General features: G+C 36.8%; 14 protein-coding genes. 4 read left to right on the forward strand and 10 right to left on the reverse strand.

Annotated elements, in window-relative coordinates:
• Positions 1–14: 14 nt before the first annotated feature.
• A complete protein-coding gene (locus AC1MGI_RS19315; RefSeq protein ID WP_480347107.1) occupies positions 15–1,142 on the reverse strand; it encodes a PrpF domain-containing protein in 1,128 nt (375 codons plus the stop codon).
• A gap of 148 nt (positions 1,143–1,290) precedes the next feature.
• On the opposite strand from AC1MGI_RS19315, the gene AC1MGI_RS19320 reads away from it, so the two are divergent.
• Positions 1,291–2,154 carry a LysR family transcriptional regulator gene (locus AC1MGI_RS19320; protein WP_480347109.1) on the forward strand — a complete coding sequence of 288 codons (864 nt, stop codon included), beginning with the start codon at positions 1,291–1,293 and terminating at the stop codon, positions 2,152–2,154.
• Positions 2,155–2,358: 204 nt separating this feature from the next.
• Complete coding sequence (locus AC1MGI_RS19325) at positions 2,359–3,669, forward strand: CitMHS family transporter (RefSeq protein WP_480347110.1); 1,311 nt, start codon at positions 2,359–2,361, stop codon at positions 3,667–3,669.
• 106 nt (positions 3,670–3,775) lie between these two features.
• Here the strand turns inward: AC1MGI_RS19325 and yyaC are convergent, their stop codons facing one another.
• A complete protein-coding gene (yyaC, locus tag AC1MGI_RS19330) occupies positions 3,776–4,378 on the reverse strand; it encodes a spore protease YyaC (RefSeq protein ID WP_480347112.1) in 603 nt (200 codons plus the stop codon).
• 376 nt (positions 4,379–4,754) lie between these two features.
• Here yyaC and AC1MGI_RS19335 point away from each other — a divergent pair, with 376 nt between their 5' ends.
• Positions 4,755–5,612, forward strand: coding sequence for a LysR family transcriptional regulator (locus AC1MGI_RS19335; protein WP_480347114.1), 858 nt, complete (start codon positions 4,755–4,757; stop codon positions 5,610–5,612).
• Positions 5,613–5,706: 94 nt separating this feature from the next.
• Here the strand turns inward: AC1MGI_RS19335 and tcuA are convergent, their stop codons facing one another.
• Positions 5,707–7,206: an FAD-dependent tricarballylate dehydrogenase TcuA gene (tcuA, locus tag AC1MGI_RS19340; RefSeq protein WP_480347117.1), complete on the reverse strand. Its 1,500-nt coding sequence runs from the start codon at positions 7,204–7,206 to the stop codon at positions 5,707–5,709.
• A 462-nt stretch (positions 7,207–7,668) separates the two neighbouring features.
• Between tcuA and AC1MGI_RS19345 the strand changes: the two genes are divergently transcribed.
• A complete protein-coding gene (locus AC1MGI_RS19345; protein ID WP_480347119.1) occupies positions 7,669–8,352 on the forward strand; it encodes an LbetaH domain-containing protein in 684 nt (227 codons plus the stop codon).
• Between the two features lie 245 nt (positions 8,353–8,597).
• On the opposite strand, the gene AC1MGI_RS19350 is transcribed toward AC1MGI_RS19345, so the two are convergent.
• From AC1MGI_RS19350 to AC1MGI_RS19380, 7 genes are all read right to left on the reverse strand, one after another.
• Positions 8,598–10,922, reverse strand: a complete 2,325-nt coding sequence (locus AC1MGI_RS19350) for a putative bifunctional diguanylate cyclase/phosphodiesterase (RefSeq protein ID WP_480347121.1) — start codon at positions 10,920–10,922, stop codon at positions 8,598–8,600.
• A gap of 24 nt (positions 10,923–10,946) precedes the next feature.
• Complete coding sequence (locus tag AC1MGI_RS19355) at positions 10,947–11,516, reverse strand: hypothetical protein (RefSeq protein ID WP_480347122.1); 570 nt, start codon at positions 11,514–11,516, stop codon at positions 10,947–10,949.
• A 427-nt stretch (positions 11,517–11,943) separates the two neighbouring features.
• Positions 11,944–12,891, reverse strand: a complete 948-nt coding sequence (locus tag AC1MGI_RS19360; protein WP_480347123.1) for a transketolase family protein — start codon at positions 12,889–12,891, stop codon at positions 11,944–11,946.
• Positions 12,888–13,739 carry a transketolase gene (locus AC1MGI_RS19365; protein ID WP_480347124.1) on the reverse strand — a complete coding sequence of 284 codons (852 nt, stop codon included), beginning with the start codon at positions 13,737–13,739 and terminating at the stop codon, positions 12,888–12,890. Before AC1MGI_RS19365 ends, AC1MGI_RS19360 begins: the two co-directional genes overlap by 4 nt.
• A gap of 1 nt (position 13,740) precedes the next feature.
• On the reverse strand, positions 13,741–15,123 hold the full coding sequence (locus tag AC1MGI_RS19370; protein WP_480347125.1) for a PTS ascorbate transporter subunit IIC: 1,383 nt from the start codon (positions 15,121–15,123) through the stop codon (positions 13,741–13,743).
• Positions 15,124–15,145: 22 nt separating this feature from the next.
• Complete coding sequence (locus AC1MGI_RS19375; RefSeq protein WP_454212293.1) at positions 15,146–15,427, reverse strand: PTS sugar transporter subunit IIB; 282 nt, start codon at positions 15,425–15,427, stop codon at positions 15,146–15,148.
• Positions 15,424–17,454: a BglG family transcription antiterminator gene (locus AC1MGI_RS19380; protein ID WP_480347126.1), complete on the reverse strand. Its 2,031-nt coding sequence runs from the start codon at positions 17,452–17,454 to the stop codon at positions 15,424–15,426. Before AC1MGI_RS19380 ends, AC1MGI_RS19375 begins: the two co-directional genes overlap by 4 nt.
• Positions 17,455–17,512: the final 58 nt, after the last annotated feature.

A 17,512-nucleotide genomic window follows, 5' to 3' on the forward strand; every position in this document is an offset into this window, starting at 1 on the left:
ATCGTCCCCTCGCTTCACGCTAACATGGAAGAAAACTCGTAATTTTTCTTTGTATAAACGTATCCTTCCAAAATTATACGTGCTGTGCGCACTACCTTGATTGCACTAATATTTCCCGCAATTAAATCAACCTTGGTTTCCATGATTCCAGCAGGATGTGCTAATCGAACAACTTGTTGATTTATTTTTACAATATCGGATAGTATTGTATCTTTTAAAAATGCTCCTGCCGTTGTACATATGGCGCCTGTTATAGCAAGGGCTTGATGTGGTTTTTGCATAGACATCATTCTTATTCTACAGTCCATATCTGAAGCCTTTCTTTCCACCCCTGTTACATCTATGTAATCCATAGGGGGAGCAATAATCGTCATTTTAGGAACTGCAGGTGATTTTAAAGTTGCATCTTCTTTGATGGCGAATTGACACATTTCGGCTGCAATTGATCTAATTTCTTCTAATTCTGTTAGTTTTTCTTGCGTAAATTCATGAGGTAATTCAGAACCCGTTAGACCAACATCTTTGGCATTAACAAATACTAATGGATTAGCAACATCAATAATAGATACATTTATCGGCCCTTTAGATGTTTGAATCACATCAATAGAGTTTCCGGTGGGAAATAGCTTTCCTGTTACTGCGCCTTCAGCACTAGTGAATGAAAGATAGATAGGGGAACCTGTTCCTGGAACTCCAGGGATTGAACACATTCCCTCAACTTTTACTTGACCATCTTCAACCTCTACCTCAGCAATAATCACCTTTTGAGTATTTGTATTAAATATTCTAACTGTTGTAATCGGTTCAATTGCTGGTACTAGGCCTTGTTCAATGGCATAGGGACCAACTGCTGCAGATATATTTCCGCAATTCCCTTTGAAATCCACTAATTGATTTTCAATACTTATTTGAGCAAATGTGTATTCCACATCAATCTCTTCTAGATCTGACTTTTTGATAATTGCTGCTTTACTTGTTAACGAATTTGCCCCACCTAGCCCGTCAATTTGTCTACGGTCTGGACTCCCCATAATATCCAATAAAAATTCATCCCAAAGCAAACGATCGGCTGGCATTTCTTCAAAATTAAGAAACACGCCCTTGCTTGTTCCTCCACGCATAACAACAACAGGCACTCTCATCTAAATAACCACCTTTTCTTATTCACTTTTAAAAAAGTACCGGTGCTTTTAAAAATATAGTATGATAAGTATTATCATAAGTAAAATAGATATTTTATTAAAAAAATACAAAAAAAAACTTATAATCAATAGATTGGAGATAAACAATATGGATGAAAAAGACTGGAATGCGATCCGCATTTTGTATCAAGAGAAAAATATTAGCCGTGCATCAGAACGTTTATATATTTCTCAACCAGCATTAACTTACAGACTTAAAAATTTAGAAAATGAGTTCGGAACTAAATTATTCTTTAAAATAAAAGGGGGCATCGAGTTTACTTCTGAAGGCACACATTTAGTAGAATATTCAGAGGAAATGATAAAAAATTTGCAAAAAACGAAAGACTTTATGATAAATATGCAAAATGAGGTGAGAGGAACATTAAGGTTAGGTGTCTCAAGTAACTTTGCTCAGTATAAGCTTCCTAAAATATTAAAGAAATTCTCAATTGAATTTCCGAATGTACAATTTAATGTAAATACAGGTTGGAGTACAGATATTATGAAGCTTCTTAATTCCTCTACTGTACAACTAGGAATACTACGTGGAAATTACGAATGGTATGGAAAAAAGGTATTATTACATAAAGAAAAACTTTGTTTGATTTCTAAAAAAGAGATAGATATGGTGAATTTAACTAAACTCCCCTTTATTAATTACAAAACAGATAATTCTTTAAAAACCCTTATTAATGGATGGTGGCATGATAGATTTTCTGAACCACCATTCGTTATAATGGAAACAGATCGACTAGACACATGTAAAGAAATGGTCAAAAATGATTTGGGGATTGCCATTGTACCTCAAATTTGTCTACAACCTTCAGATAACTTACAAATTCACGAATTATTCTATAACGATGGAGAACCAGTATTTAGATATACATGGTTAATGTATGATCAAGATTCATTAAAATTAGCCACAGTAAAAAGCTTCATAGATTTTTTAAATGAAAATCCAAATATTTAATAGCTATACTCCCTAAACAGGAATGATTATAAGTTTTTTTTTGGTAATATGTTAAAAAATATATATTTTACTTATTTCCTCCTATGATTTATCCTAAAAATACGAAATATTCGCAAATATATGGTTTGGTATTTTATTTGAGCTCTAAAATACCATTTCAACTATTTGAAAGCGATTACTTTTTTTAAAAGAGGAGGGATTAATATGCTTACTTTTTTAGGGATTTCAATGGTTGTAGTCTTTACTTATTTAATAATGGCAAAAAAATTATCTCCTGTTACAGCTCTTGTCATTGTGCCAATTGGATTTGCAGTTATTGCTGGATTTGGTTTAGAGCTAGGCGATATGATGCTAGATGGTTTAAAAGTAGTTGCTCCTTCAGCAGCCTTACTATTGTTCGCGATATTATTTTTCGGGATTTTAATCGATGCAGGTTTATTTGATCCACTAATCAATACAATGGTGAAGTTCGTTAAAGGAGATCCAGTTAAAATAGCTATTGGAACTGCGATAATTGCCATGACCGTAGCGTTAGATGGCGATGGAACAACAACTCATATGATTACTATTTCTGCCATGCTGGCCCTTTATCTTCGAATTGGGATGAACCCACTTGTTCTTGCAACAATTTCTTTACTTTCTGTCAGCATAATGAGTGGTATGACTCCTTGGGGTGGGCCAGCCACAAGAGCTATTGCCTCTTTAGGTCTTGATGCTAATGAGTTTTTCCTTCCACTGTTACCTACAATGTTATCGGGTATAGCATGTATTCTATTTATTGCATTTGTTCTTGGCAAAAAGGAAAGAGCAAGAATTGGTATTATCAATGTGGAAGAAATTCCTCAGCAATCATTAGAACTGAGCGAAGTAGCTGCAGCTCATTCACTACAATATGATTTTAAACGTCCTAAATTAAGATGGGTAAACCTAATTTTAACAATCGCTATTATGGTCGTTTTAGTAATGGGGGTAATTTCACCTCCAATATTATTTCTGATCGGTTTTGTAATCGCTTCCATGATTAACTATCCTAAATTAGAAGAGCAAAAAGAACGTATATTATCACACGCAGGAAATGCATTAACTGTTGTTATATTAGTGTTTGCTGCTGGTATCTTTTCAGGGATTTTTTCCGGAACAAAAATGGTAGACGCCATTTCAAACGCATTAGTATCGATCATTCCAGAATCTGTAGGTTCCTTCTTCCCTCTAGTCGTTGCACTAACTAGCATGCCATTTACTTTCGTTTTATCCAATGATGCTTATTACTTTGGCGTATTGCCAATTCTAGCTGAAGCAGGTACGGCTTATGGGGTAAGTCCTTTAGAAATTGCAAGAGCATCGGTATTAGGGCAACCTGTACATTTTCTAAGTCCACTTGTTGCATCTACGCTTTTATTAGTAGGAATGGTCAAAACAGATATTGGGGAATTTCAACGTTATGCATTTAAATGGACTCTTCTTTGTTCGTTAGTCATTATTGCTGTTGCTTTTATAACAAGTGCTATCAATTAATTTTTTACATCATAAAACTGAGCCATCCAAAAATCAGGTAATAATCTGATTTTTGGATGGCTCTATCTTTAATGATTATTAGTAATTGTACAATTCTCTAATGCTTCTAGTTTGCTTTAAAAATCACCTTTACAATCGTTTTTGCAAGATTCATAACTGTATACAATCGGGTATCATTTAAAAATTGAGAAGTTGGCAAAGGGTCTATGTAATTTACAATCCCCACGAAATGATAATCGCCTACTTCTGGGAGCATTTTTTCAAGTGCTTTTCCAGGACTTAAAGGCCCCTCTTTAAATATCACATACCCCACTTGATCTTTATTACCAACAGAGGCATCAATACTAAAAATAAGCGGCTTTTTAAACTGTTTATGGATTTCCTTTAGTACGCCTTTTAAGTTAAATGCATGTACGGGTTCTTCTAATGTTCCATATACACGAAAAGGAAATTGATTTTCTTGAAGCATTGTCCCTACTAAAGGACCTAATGAATCGCCGACATATCGATCAGAACCGATACATAAAAAGACAATTTCTCTATCCTCCCGTAATGATTCTTCAATAATTCCTTTAATTTTAAGCGCTAAAATCTCACTATCGTTTTCTTCTGTCCTTTCATCGGATTTCAAATAATATGAATAGGTTTCTGGATTCTTTTTTTCTTTTTCATAATAAAAAGGACACATGATCATCACCACACTCATCATTTATTTTCCAGATAATACAGCCAACCATTAATAAAGGGATTTAAGTCATTATAGCTTTTAATAAATATGTAAAACAACAAAAACTAAGCTAATAGATGAGAATGAGACTTTTTTCAATTTCAGCTATTTTGAAAATGAGGGAACGGCGCAAACTTCAGCAGTAGAATAGAAAGAAAGGTTGCCATAAGAAGTGTTCCAATCGTCCATCCTATGGAAAGGCCTGTCTCCACTTATTGTTACAAACTAGACATATTGGATCTTACGTTGTTACTTTGCTTATTAAATTTAATATAGTATACTTTTAGAAATAATTAAAATATTCATTTATTATTAATATCCATAAATAATCTTGATGATAAAAAAGGAGGTTATTGGCTTGGATGAACGGGATTGGATGGTTTTACAAATCCTTTATAAGGAAAAAAACATTACAAAGACTGCTCAGCATTTGTATATTTCTCAACCAGCTTTGACAAATCGCTTACAACTGTTAGAAAAAGAATTTGGTGTAAAAATTGTTAATAGAGGAAGACGTGGAGTTCAATTTACTCCACAAGGAGAGTATTTAGCAAAAAGTGCAGATGAAATGTTATTAATCTTACAAAAAATTAAGGAAAATGTCCTTAATATGGAAAATAATACAGAAGGAACATTAAGATTAGGCGTTTCTACTTTTTTTACTGATTATATGCTTCCCAACCTCTTAAAACAATTCAAAGAACAGTATCCTAACATTGAATTTAAGGTAACGACAGGTTTAAGCAGTCACATTGCCCATTTAATTTATAATCAAGATGTCCATATTGGGTTTGTTAAAGGAGACTACAGTTGGAAAGACCAAAAACGTTTACTATTTGAAGAGACCATTTGCATCGCTTCCAAAGAAAAAATAGACATACATAACCTTCCACGCCTGCCAAGGATTGATTATCATACGGACTCTCTGTTGCAGAATTCCATAGATAACTGGTGGTCTGAACATTTCACCCAACCACCACTTGTCAGCATAGAAGTAGATAAAGCGGACACCTGCAAAAAAATGGTTGTCAATGGATTAGGCTATGCTATTTTGCCAAGTATGATTTTAAATGATGTCAGTGATGTATATAAAACTGTTATTAAAACTCTGGATGGGAAACCCATCGTTCGTAAGACATGGATGTTTTACCACGAGGATTCATTGCAATTAAACATTGTTAAGGCATTTGTTAATTTTATTGAAAATGAATTTTAAAGGATAACAAAGCTTAGAGTAGTCTGATGCTGTAATGTCAATTAAACACGAGCATCTGCCTAAAATGAATGCAGATACTCGTGTTGGTTATCATTTATGAAATTTCCATCTTTTCAAGAGAATGGTGTGCAGCAGCTGTACCCGCTAATTTTCCAAAAACGGCTCCTGACATTAATCCTGAGCCACCCGGGTAATTCTTGTAGAAAATTCCACCCACCATTTCACCAGCAGCGAAAAGCCCTGATATAGGTTTTCCTTCTTGGTCTAACACCTCACCTTCTGAATTAACATGTAACCCACCAAAAGCAAAGGTAACACCACAAGTAACAGGGAATGCATAATAAGGAGCTTGGTCTATTCGTAAAGCCCAGTTTGTTTTTGGCGGAGTAATTCCGACTGTTCCTTTACCGTCTTTTACTGTTGGATTAAAATCACCATATTGAACAGCAACATTATATTCTGAAATCGTTTTCAAAAACTGAGCTTTATCAATCAACATCAATTTTGCTAATTCTTCAAGACTATCAGCTTTGTAATAAGTGGCTTCCTCCAGATTGTATTCTTTTCGCAGCATCGGCCGTACCTGAGCATCAAAAAGTTGAAAAGCAGTATGACCGGGCTGTTTTAATACTTCGCGACCATATTTGGCATATGTATAGTTCCGAAAGTCAGCACCCTCATCAACAAATCGATTTCCATCATTATTAATCATAAGACCAAGAGGAAATGACGACTTTTTAAATATATCACCTGGCTTGTTAAAGTCACCTACTTTGGGAGCATTATAATCTGTTCCGATCGAATGACAGCCAGACCACTCCCCATATTTTTGAGCGCCAACTGCTAAAGCCATAGTTATTCCGTCTCCAGTATTAAACTCTGTACCTCTTACAATCGCCGCTTCCCATTCTTCCCCAAGTTGTTCACTTCTCATTTTTTTGTTAGCTTCGAAACTACCGCAGGCTAAAATTACACTGAATGCATGAATTGTAATCAATTTCTCTTTCTGTTCTATTTTTATACCTGTAATTTTATCATTAGCAGTTACTAACTCAATGGCACGTGAATCATACCAAATATCAATACCGATTTCTTCCGCCCTTTCAAAGAGCCTTTTGATTAAACCAACTCCCTTATCTGCTGTTTTTATTGGAAGGCCTCCCCAAAAATGACGTTTATCATCTTGTTCGAAGGATTGATTTTCATTTAATTCAAATCTAATTCCCTGATCATGCATCCATGAAATAGTTTCATAAGATTTAGAAATAAGCTGGTTTGCTAGTTCCGGATCACTTTTTCCTTCTGTTACTCGCATTAGATCATCATAAAAATCAGATTGAGTGTATTCCGGCATCACAATATTTTCCGCTTCTTCCTCTGTTATGTCAGGGATTATTTTTCTAATTTCATCTAAGTTATTGTAGGCAACACGAATGGCTCCATCTGTAAAGTACGAATTCCCTCCACGCTTTTCTACTGGACCACGTTCTAGAACAAGAACTTGAGCCCCTTTTTCCTTCGCCTCAATCGCTGCACACAAAGCTGCATTTCCTGCTCCAACTACAACTACATCATAATTTTGTACATTATACATGTTACCCCTCCTACAAATAATTGTGTTTCTTTAATCTAATCATATGGCAAAATTAGAAATTATTAAAATACCGTTATTTTATAATATTCCATAAAAAAAAGTTATGGCTAATATTAAGGGAAAGACCAACCTATTGTTCCATGGCTTTAACAGCGTCGTGCCTATTATGTGGTCTAAAAAAGAAACAGCAGAACCGTCCGATCGCGTCAAAATAGCCTGAACCCTATTTTGAAATGGCTCAGGCTGTTTCCTTTTTTACGTGTTTCTTCTATTAAAATGGATACTCTGTAAATCTCTTTCTTATTCTACAAACAATTTAGACAAAGCAGCTATAGCTCAAGAGACAGGGTTTGATCGTAAAACAGTAAGTAAATACATAAATAAACAATGATAGCCCATTCCTCACTCAATCTTCTTGCATAAAATAATTATACGCCAATAAATTGTAAAGCAGGTGATTACTTGGGAGAAAAAAAAGGGGTAAACGCCTCTTCTAATAACCATTCTCACTGTTTTGAACCATTCATAAGTCCCAACCCTATTACTTCATTTAATCGTATTCAACGTTTCCCTAAAATTGATAAAACAGCATTTGTAAGTCAGTTTTCCAGTGTCATAGGTGATGTTACCATTAAAAACAATGTTTATGTAGCTCCTAATGTAAGTATACGTGCCGATGAGGGAACCCCTTTTTATATAGGTTCTAATACAAATATCCAAGACGGAGTAATTTTACATGGTTTATTAAATAAAAAGATTTCAGTTGGGGCAAAAAGGTATTCTATATTCATTGGAAATGAAGTGACCATTGCTCATGGTGCCCTTGTCCATGGTCCTTGTTCTATCGCAGACAAAGTATTTGTTGGTTTTAATTCCATTGTTTATACCGCCATTGTAGGGAAAGGCGCATTTATTTCTTATAATGCAGTAGTAACAAATGGCGTTCGAATTCCACCTGGTAGGTTCGTACCACCTGGAGCTAATATTGACACTCAAGAAAAAGCGAATGCACTTTCGCCAGTACCAAAGGATAGTAAGGAATTTGCACATGAAGTTCAACGAGTCAATCAGGAGTTCCCCGCATCTTATCACCTGTTATTTGGAAAAAATCGTTGCTCCTGCGGACTTGCCTATGACCAACACTAAAATGTGAAATGTATAGACTTTATGTACAACGTTATATAAAATAGCCTGAACCTATTTTAAAATGGCTCAGGCTGTTTCCTTTTTTTACGTGTTTCTTCTATATATATGGATACTTTGTAAATCTCTTTCTTATTCTACAAACAATTTATAAAGGTTCTTCTCTTTAACACCTAATTCTTTCATACCTTTATCAGCGGCGTGCCTATCACGTGGGCTGAAAAGAAGCAGGAGAACCGTCCCCTTGCTTACCCTTGTTTCAGTAATCTCTCAAAATCCTCCACACATACAGGGCGGCTGAACAAGTATCCTTGAAACTCATCGCATTGTATTTCTTCTAGAAATAATTTTTGATTGTTATTCTCTACACCTTCAGCAATCACTTGGAAGTTCAAACTTTTCGCCATCAGGACAATCAATTTCACAATGGCTGCATCTTTTTCGCTATTCTCTAAAGCAGAAATGAAGGAACGGTCTATTTTTAGGCGGTCAATTTGAAATTGGCTTAAATAATGGAGCGATGAATAGCCTGTTCCGAAATCATCAATGGCTATTTTAAAGCCCATTTGTTTTAACAAGTGTAATTTAGCTATTGTTTGTTCAATTGGACCCATCGCGATACTTTCGGTAATTTCCAACTCGATTTGATTTGGATTGGCTCCGGTTTCTTTGATAATCTTTGATACCATTTCGATAAAGCTATTTTGCTGAAATTGTAAGGAAGAGATATTCACGGCAATTCTTAATTCAGTAAACCCTGTTTTACTCCAATAAGCGGACTGCTCACAAGCCTTCCATAAAACTCTTTCTCCGATTGGCAAGATTAGCCCGATTTCTTCGGCAATTGGAATAAAATCTGATGGAGGTACCAGTCCATAGCCAGGTCTTTCCCAACGTATCAAAGCTTCTGCACCAACAATTTCTTGATTGAACAGGGAGATTTGCGGCTGGTAGTATAAGATAAATTCGTCCCGCTCTAGACCCTTCCTTAATGAAGTTTCTAACTTTATCGTCGATTCCATGCTCATTGAACCATTGTAAACTTGACAATCATTTTTTCCTTTTGCCTTTACTTTGTACATGGCCGTATCTGCTGCCATCATTAGAGCATCTAAGTCATTCCCATGATCAGGAAAAATAGATACCCCAATACTTGGAGTAACATTAAGTTCAACATCTTTAATATAATAGGTTTCTCTTAAGGTAGCTAATAGAGATCCTGTGATGGCTTCTATCTCATCCATATTTGTATTTTCGATTAATAATGCAAATTCATCCCCGCCTAGTCGACAAACAAATTGATCTTGATTTAGACAATTGATTAATCTACTCCCTACTTCTTTTAATAAAAGATCACCATAGGAATGGCCAAGACTATCATTAATTTGTTTAAAGCGGTCCAAGTCAAGCATCATAAATGCCATTTTCTGTTGTAACTTATCCGAATTGCTGATCGCTTGTGAAAGTCTTTTCTCCATAAATCTACGATTAGGTAACCCAGTAACGACGTCATGTAAAGCGATATATTCCATTGAATTTAGCGTTTCTACTAGTTTATCCGTTCTTTCCTTTACCTTTCCTTCAAGGTCTTCATTTAATTGATTTAAATCGTTCACTAATTTATCATTTTCTAACAAAGTTAGGATTTGTCTTAAAATAGCTAATAAGATCGTTAAAAACAGACCCAGTACAACGGGATACGTTTTGTACAATAAGGAAATAAAATAAATAGAAAGTATAAGAACACCCAAGTAAGGCGTAATAATTTTTAAAAAATGACTTTTATTTTTTCTTTTTTGATTGATTATCGTCTCTTTCTTTGAAGTGGGAACATAATAGATTCCAGCTAAACCTATTAAGAGGATGGATAGAATCCATAACGGTTCATTGATGCTTCCTACAGAGTATGTATTCATCACTTTCAAATAGATAAAAATACTATCGGCAATAATCTGAGTTAAAAAACCAGAAACGAGAAGGAATCTTGTCATTTTTGAGAAAATGCTACCTGATGCGAAAAAAACGCTTAAAACCCCTACGAATACACCTAAATCTAAAATGGGATAAAGTAACTCCGAGATATTTAACATCATATTGGTATGTTGATGGATCAATGGATTGATTAAAAAGATCCAACTAAAAGTAGTGGCTGCCGTCATAACGATTAACAAATCGAGAAAGAGTCGTATGGTTAGCAAATGGCTTTTTATTTTATTCAAAATAATCAGGAGTGCGATAAAATAGAAGCCATTTTGCAAAATCCAAAAATTCTCAGAAATCGTATTGGAAGCTCCATCAAGGTTCAGAATAAATGCATTATAACTCCAAATCAACGTTCCAATTAGATAACTCAGAATCCCCAATCCAAGAAATAACCAAAAACTTTTTGAAGTCTTAAAAAAAGTATAAATAAGCCATCCAATGGATGTAAGACAAGCAATGATTTGAAACGTCACTGCACCCCAATCTAATACGGGCGGATTGTTTTGAAAAATGATATTCCAAAGAAAGTTAGAAAGAATAAAAAGCGCGATGAAAGTATAAGCCAATTTCCGGGTTTTAAGACTGTCCATTTGTTTCTCCATTCTGGCTTTGCATTACCTTAATATATAGTTCTTTTTTTGATCACCTTGATTACTAGTTCGTAACCAAGGATACTTTTCCTTATGTTGATACATTTCTTCGGGGTAAATAATAGTAGGGATCACATAATCCCCTTTATAATAGATTTGTTCACCAACAGACTCCACTGGAACCTTATAGATCGTTCTTAGTGCCTTGTAAAAAACCCTCTCAAGTAAGGCAACACAATAACTAATTTCATGTTGTTCCGAATAGTGAACAAACACCGATAATAGCCTTTCTAGGTTCTTTCCTCTAAATTGTTTTAAGATGGCAACCTTATCAATTTCTATCACCGATTCAGGATTATTTTTTATCGATTCAATCTGATGAAAGGGATATACCGTGTTAATATTATGATTCGACTCTAACAGATATGGCTTAAATGCTATCGTTCCTACTTTTTGATCTTTTGAATCTGTGATTAAGTATCGATCGGCTGGACCATCTTCCATTTCCAACCCATATCCTTTTTCGAGCCAACACTCTATCCAAATTTTATTAAATTGATTAAACAAGGCTAATGAATCTACTTTTATATACACTTTATCTTCCTCCAATTGACTAATATAGTAAATTATATGACAAAAATAATTATACATATAATCAGAAACTTATTCTCATATTAATCAGTCAGAAAACTAAAAATAATACAATAGTATTTAAGGGTTATAAGGAACATGCTGATGAATATCTATCTCTGCCATATCGAACAAACCAAAAAGACAGAAAGCATCGATAGGGCATCTGTCTACTCTAAGCTATTCTAGATGATGGAGTGTAACTTGTATAAGAAAACCCTCAAAATGTGGTAATAGTTCTTCATAGCTCTATTATACCAAATTTCGAGGATTATTCTTTTATTTTTTCATATTTTGTCTTTTCACTATTGTTTGTAGCAAATTATGAAAAATAAAGGGATTGATATCACAAAACTTAAGAAGCAGGAGAACCATCCCCTGCTTCTCATATCTATTTTCTCTCAATCACTCTCCCAACTTCCCTTACAATCGTTTGTGCATCCAATCCATACACCGTTTTCAAATATTCCGTTTTTCCTACTTGACCAAAGCGTTCACGAACACCAACACGGTAAAGAGGAACTGGGTAATGTTCAGAAAGCGCCTCAGCCACAGCGCTGCCGAGTCCACCGTTTACATTGTGATTCTCTGCCGTGACGACAGCCCCTGTTTTTTTGGCAGCCTCGATGAGTGTCTCGATGTCTAAAGGTTTTATGGAAAACATGTCAATCACCGTTGCATCAATACCGATTTGAGCAAGCTTGGCAGCTGCTTTTAAACTTTCACCTACCATAATTCCCGATGCAACAATGGTTACGTCTTTACCGGTACGCAGCACTTTGGCTTTTTCAAAGGTTTCGTTTTCATCATACAGGTTGACCGATTGCTTCCGAATCGTGCGGATGTAATGAAGACCGCCTTCTTTATAAGCCTTTTTCAGTAAATACTTGAGTTGATGTGAATCGCTAGCTTCATAGACATGAGCGTTTGGAATTTCTCGAACTAGGCCAATATCTTCAAACGTCATATGTGTGCCGCCATTATGTTCTGCAGTCACACCTGCATCAGATCCAACGATCACGGCGTTAAGCTTGGCATATCCGAGAGAAACAAATAGTTGATCAAAAGCACGTCTAGTAACAAACTGGCCAAAAGAGTGAATAAAAGGTTTGCGACCTACAACAGAAAGTCCGGCAGCTAATCCCATCATGTTGGCTTCCATAATGCCAACATTCACGTATTGACCTGGAAGCTCAGACTCTAGTCTGCTTGTAGACATGGCTGAACTTAAGTCCGCTTCAAGCGCGATGACACGATCATCTTCCTTGGCTAATTCACGAATCGTATCAGCATATGTTTGACGCATTTCTTTTTGGTCGAGGACAGATGAAAATGTCATGAGCTTAGGCCTCCTTCAAGTGCTTTTTCTAGTTCTTCTAGAGCCTTATTTATAGCGTTATTGTCTTCTGCACTAGGTCGGATATGGTGATTGTCCGCCTTTTGTTCTAAGTACGGAACACCTTGTCCTTTCGTCGTATCTAGAATAATAGCAGTTGGCTTGCCTGTACGTTGCTTCGCTCTCTCAACCGCAGCATCGATTTCTTCTACATTCGATCCGTCCACTCGCTCTGCAGCAAATCCAAAAGCTTTCATTTTCTCAACAAAATCAAATGGATTCATAATATCAATCGTTAGACCATCAAGCTGTTTTTTATTGTCATCAATAAAGACGACAAGATTTTCTAGTTGATGGTGAGCAGCGAATTGGAAAGCTTCCCAACATTGACCTTCATTCAATTCTCCGTCCCCTACAATGGCATAAGTGTAATTCGCGCGGCCATCAAGCTTGTTGCCAAAAGCAATACCTGTTGCTGCTGAAATCCCTTGACCAAGTGAACCCGTCGTCATTTCAACACCAGGAGTTAAGTTACGATCTGGATGAGAAGGTAAAGTCGTACCGTTTTGATTAAGCGAATAAAGCGTTTCTTCTGAGATGAATTTTTTCAGAAACAGAGTCGCATAGAGTGCCGGACCCCCGTGCCCTTTTGAAAGCACGAAGTAATCACGATCTGGATTTTTGGCATCATTTGGCTCAATATTTATATGTTTACCGTATAGAACAGCAAGTACTTCCACAATAGAAAGACTGCCTCCATAATGACCGAAGCCCAACTCTTGTAGTTCTTTCAGCGTATAATATCGGATTTGATTGGCGTAAACTTGTAAATCTGTTTGTATTGCTTGCATATTATTTCGCCTCCTGTATAGATTCCTGATTAGCTGCATCTGTTTTTGTACGTTTAAAGTTGAAAGCAAACATAATAGCTAGGATCGCAAGTAGACCGACAACAATGCCAGTTTTACCAACATAATTTGCAAGTGTACCAAAGAAAATTCCTGAGACTGCGAAATCCGCATCAGAGAAGGTTGAGTTGGCAAATCCAAGGTCCCCTAATACTGGCAATAGGAAAAGTGGCAGGAAACTGATGATCAGTCCATTAACGAAAGAGCCGACGATTGATCCACGCAAGCCTCCAGTAGCATTTCCAATAACGCCTGCCGCTGCCCCCGTAAAGAAATGTGGCACAACACCTGGAAGAATCATAACGGTTCCGGAAAGTGACATAATGAGCAAACTAACAATTCCACCAAAGAAGCTTGAGAAAAATCCGATCAGTACAGCATTCGGTGCATACGTGTAAATGATTGGAACATCAAGGGCTGGTTTGGCATTCGGAACAAGTTTCTGTGAGATTCCTTTAAATGCAGGGACAATTTCTGCTAAGACAAGACGTACACCAGCTAAGATGACGAATACACCAGCTGCGAATGTACCAGCTTGAATCAAGGAAAAAACAAGGTAATTCGTTCCATTACTCAAATTTGCTTCGATATAAGTAGGTCCTGCAACAAGGGCGACAATTAAATAAATCACCGTCATGGTAAGTGCAATACTTACTGTTGAATCACGCAGAAAGCCAAGCCCTTTTGGAAAATTAATATTCTCAGTAGAACGAGAGTTTTTTCCTTTTACAAGCTTGCCAACAATCCCACTAGCTGCATAGCCAACCGCACTGAAATGGCCAAGTGCCACATTGTTATTCCCCGTTACTTTACGGATAAACGGTTGAACGATAGCTGGAGAAAGGGTCATGATAATGCCAAGCGCGAGACCGGCAACTAAAATGAGCCCAAATGAGGTGAAGCCAGCTACTGAGAAAATAACCGCAAGCATACAAGCAAAATAAAGTGTATGATGACCCGTTAAAAAGATATATTTAAAAGGCGTAATACGAGCGATTACCACATTAAACACCATTCCGAAGAACATGATGAGAGCTGTACTGGAGCCATATTCATTCAGTGCTAACGCAACAATGGCCTCATTATTCGGTACGACACCGCTTACATGAAAGGCTTGTTGAAACATTTCGCCAAAGGGAGCAAGAGATCCTGACAAGATCCCTGCTCCGGCGGAAATGACGAGAAAGCCGACAAATGTTTTCGTTGTTCCTTTCAATGTATCTGGAATGTTTTTACGTTGTGCAAGTAATCCAATAAGTGCGATCAGCGCGACTAAAATAGCCGGCTGACTTAAAATATCAACGATTACGTTAAGGAACCCATTCATGAAACTTCCTCCTCATATCTACTTAAATTTTTTGTCTTTCTTTCATGACAGCTGTCACTTTTTCTCTTAATTCATCCATATCAATAATGCTTTCTAAGACAATCACATTACCAAGGTGACTGCCACCCTCTGCGATATCTTTAGCCAAAAAAAACACGTCTGCATCGCCTGGTGTTGCTGAGCTTAAATCAGAGTGACTCACTTCAACATCCTTCACACCCAGTTCACCTAGAATTTGCTGAATATTCATTTCCACCATAAAACTTGTCCCTAAACCTGATCCACAAACCGCTAAAATTTTCATATTGCTACCTCCTCATTTTTTATAAATGCATATAATTCTTCCGGATTTTGCATCGCTTTTAACTTTTCAATCGCTTCATTATTCGAAAGCAAGGTTGTAAGCTGCGATAGTGCCTTTAAATGTGTTTGGCTGTCAATCGCAGCTAAACAGATAAAGAGTTCAACAGGGTAATTCTCATTATCTAGTAAATAGACTGGATGATTGACTCTTAAAAGAGACATGCCTACTTGATTCACACCATCTTCAGGTCTGGCATGTGGAATCGCAATCCCCTTTCCAATATAAATATATGTCCCATTTTCTTTTACTTTTTGAACCATCGCTTCTACATAGCTATCTTCTATGTGCCCATTGTTTGCAAGTGGGCTTGCGCTGAGCCGAATCGCTTCTTCCCAGTTTAGGGAATCATTCGTAAACTGCATCATGTTTTCTGTTAATAGTTCCGAGAGCATTGGCTGATAGCTCCTTTCAGATGATGTATTGGACCATAATTTTGAAAAAAGTACTTCGTATAGAGCTTTTTCATCTTTTACATCGGCATAACGATGGATCGTTGTCATAATGTCTTCCATTGAAACATTCCATACAACAAGATCTGGTATGTGACGACCCACCGCTTGAATGAGTTGATTTTTCTCAACGGCTGTAAGCAAAGGTGGAATAACGTGTACAGGCTTTGAACAAGCAAGCGGAACCGTCGAGAAAACGACATCGTAGCTTGCCGGATCCACACGCATGAATTCATCAATCGAATAGTTCTGCGTGAAGCTCAATTTCGGAAAAAGCTGAGACAGCTGTGTTCGCATCATGAGCGATGAACTGACTCCATTCAAGCACACAAGAATCGCTTTATATTCTTTTGGTTTTGCGAGCTTTACCTGGCTACCAAAATGGATGGTGAAAAAGCCGATCTCTTCCGCAGAAATCTTCTGTTTGGTTTTGGCTTCCAGTGGTTGCAGTGCTTCTTTTACAATGGCATATAACTCTGCATGCTGTGATTGGATTTTCTCAATCAAAGGGTTTGAAATCGGTACACGAAACTGAATCCGAAAGTAGGCTGGAACAAGATGCTGATAGAGCGTACGTTGTAATTCCACTTTATTTGGAATTTCAACAAAAGTTTGTCTCTCTACGTTTTCGATTAATTCAAACGCCATTTTTTCAAGAAAAGGATTAAACATCCCCTTCATCGAACCTTGAAAAGCGGCAAGAAGCTGAATCGTGACAAACGTAGCCTCCTCTTGAATCGGCTGATGAAACAGTTCATTTGCTAGTGATTCCCCCACCCTATAAAGTGGATGTGCGACAATGATTGCTGACTGTTCCTCTGTATAGAGGATGGTTTGCCGTCGCTGCCTCACTTGGATAAAAGCTAGAAAATAAGCGAGTTCGTCTAACCGATCGGTGACGTAATGAACTTGATTTTCCTCCGCTGTTTGTTCCAACAACTCGCGAATAGTTTCATAGTTGAAGCTTACCTTCCATTCAGCAAATAAGTTTTGTAAGGCTTTCTCAGCAAAAGGAAAGGGTAATATTCGATTAATGGCAATCGCTGCGAGTCTTCGCTTGTTTTCTTCTAATCCCCATAAATGATACCCATCTGCTCTCGAGTAAAGCAGATCAATTTCTTCCTCTTCACAAAGCTTACGCACCTTCTTAATATCATTTAATGCTGTATTACGGCTTACATTAAGAACGAGCTGATAATGTAAATTGGACACAGGCTCTTGCCGAATAAACGTATAAAGGTAGATAAGATACATCCGCTGTTCCTCTGAATACACAACCTGCTTATCAGAAATGACATCGAACGGGATCGCCTTAAGCAATGTATCTGGTACGTTAAGATTCATTCCATCAAGTTCGACGCTCGATAAACCTAATTCCAGTAAACCATCATTCATTTTCTTTAAATCATAATGAAACTGTCTGTTTGATAATTGCAGTTTACGTCTTAGCTCTGGCACATTTTTCTCTGGATAAGAGAGGAGCTCCTCAAGAAGCTGTGTAGATCGATAGTCAAACATTGTTGATTGCCTCCTCCTTGTTATTTATTATAAAACGCTTTCATTGCGGATGAAAGGG

It is taken from the genome of Peribacillus sp. BM1, assembly GCF_056679975.1.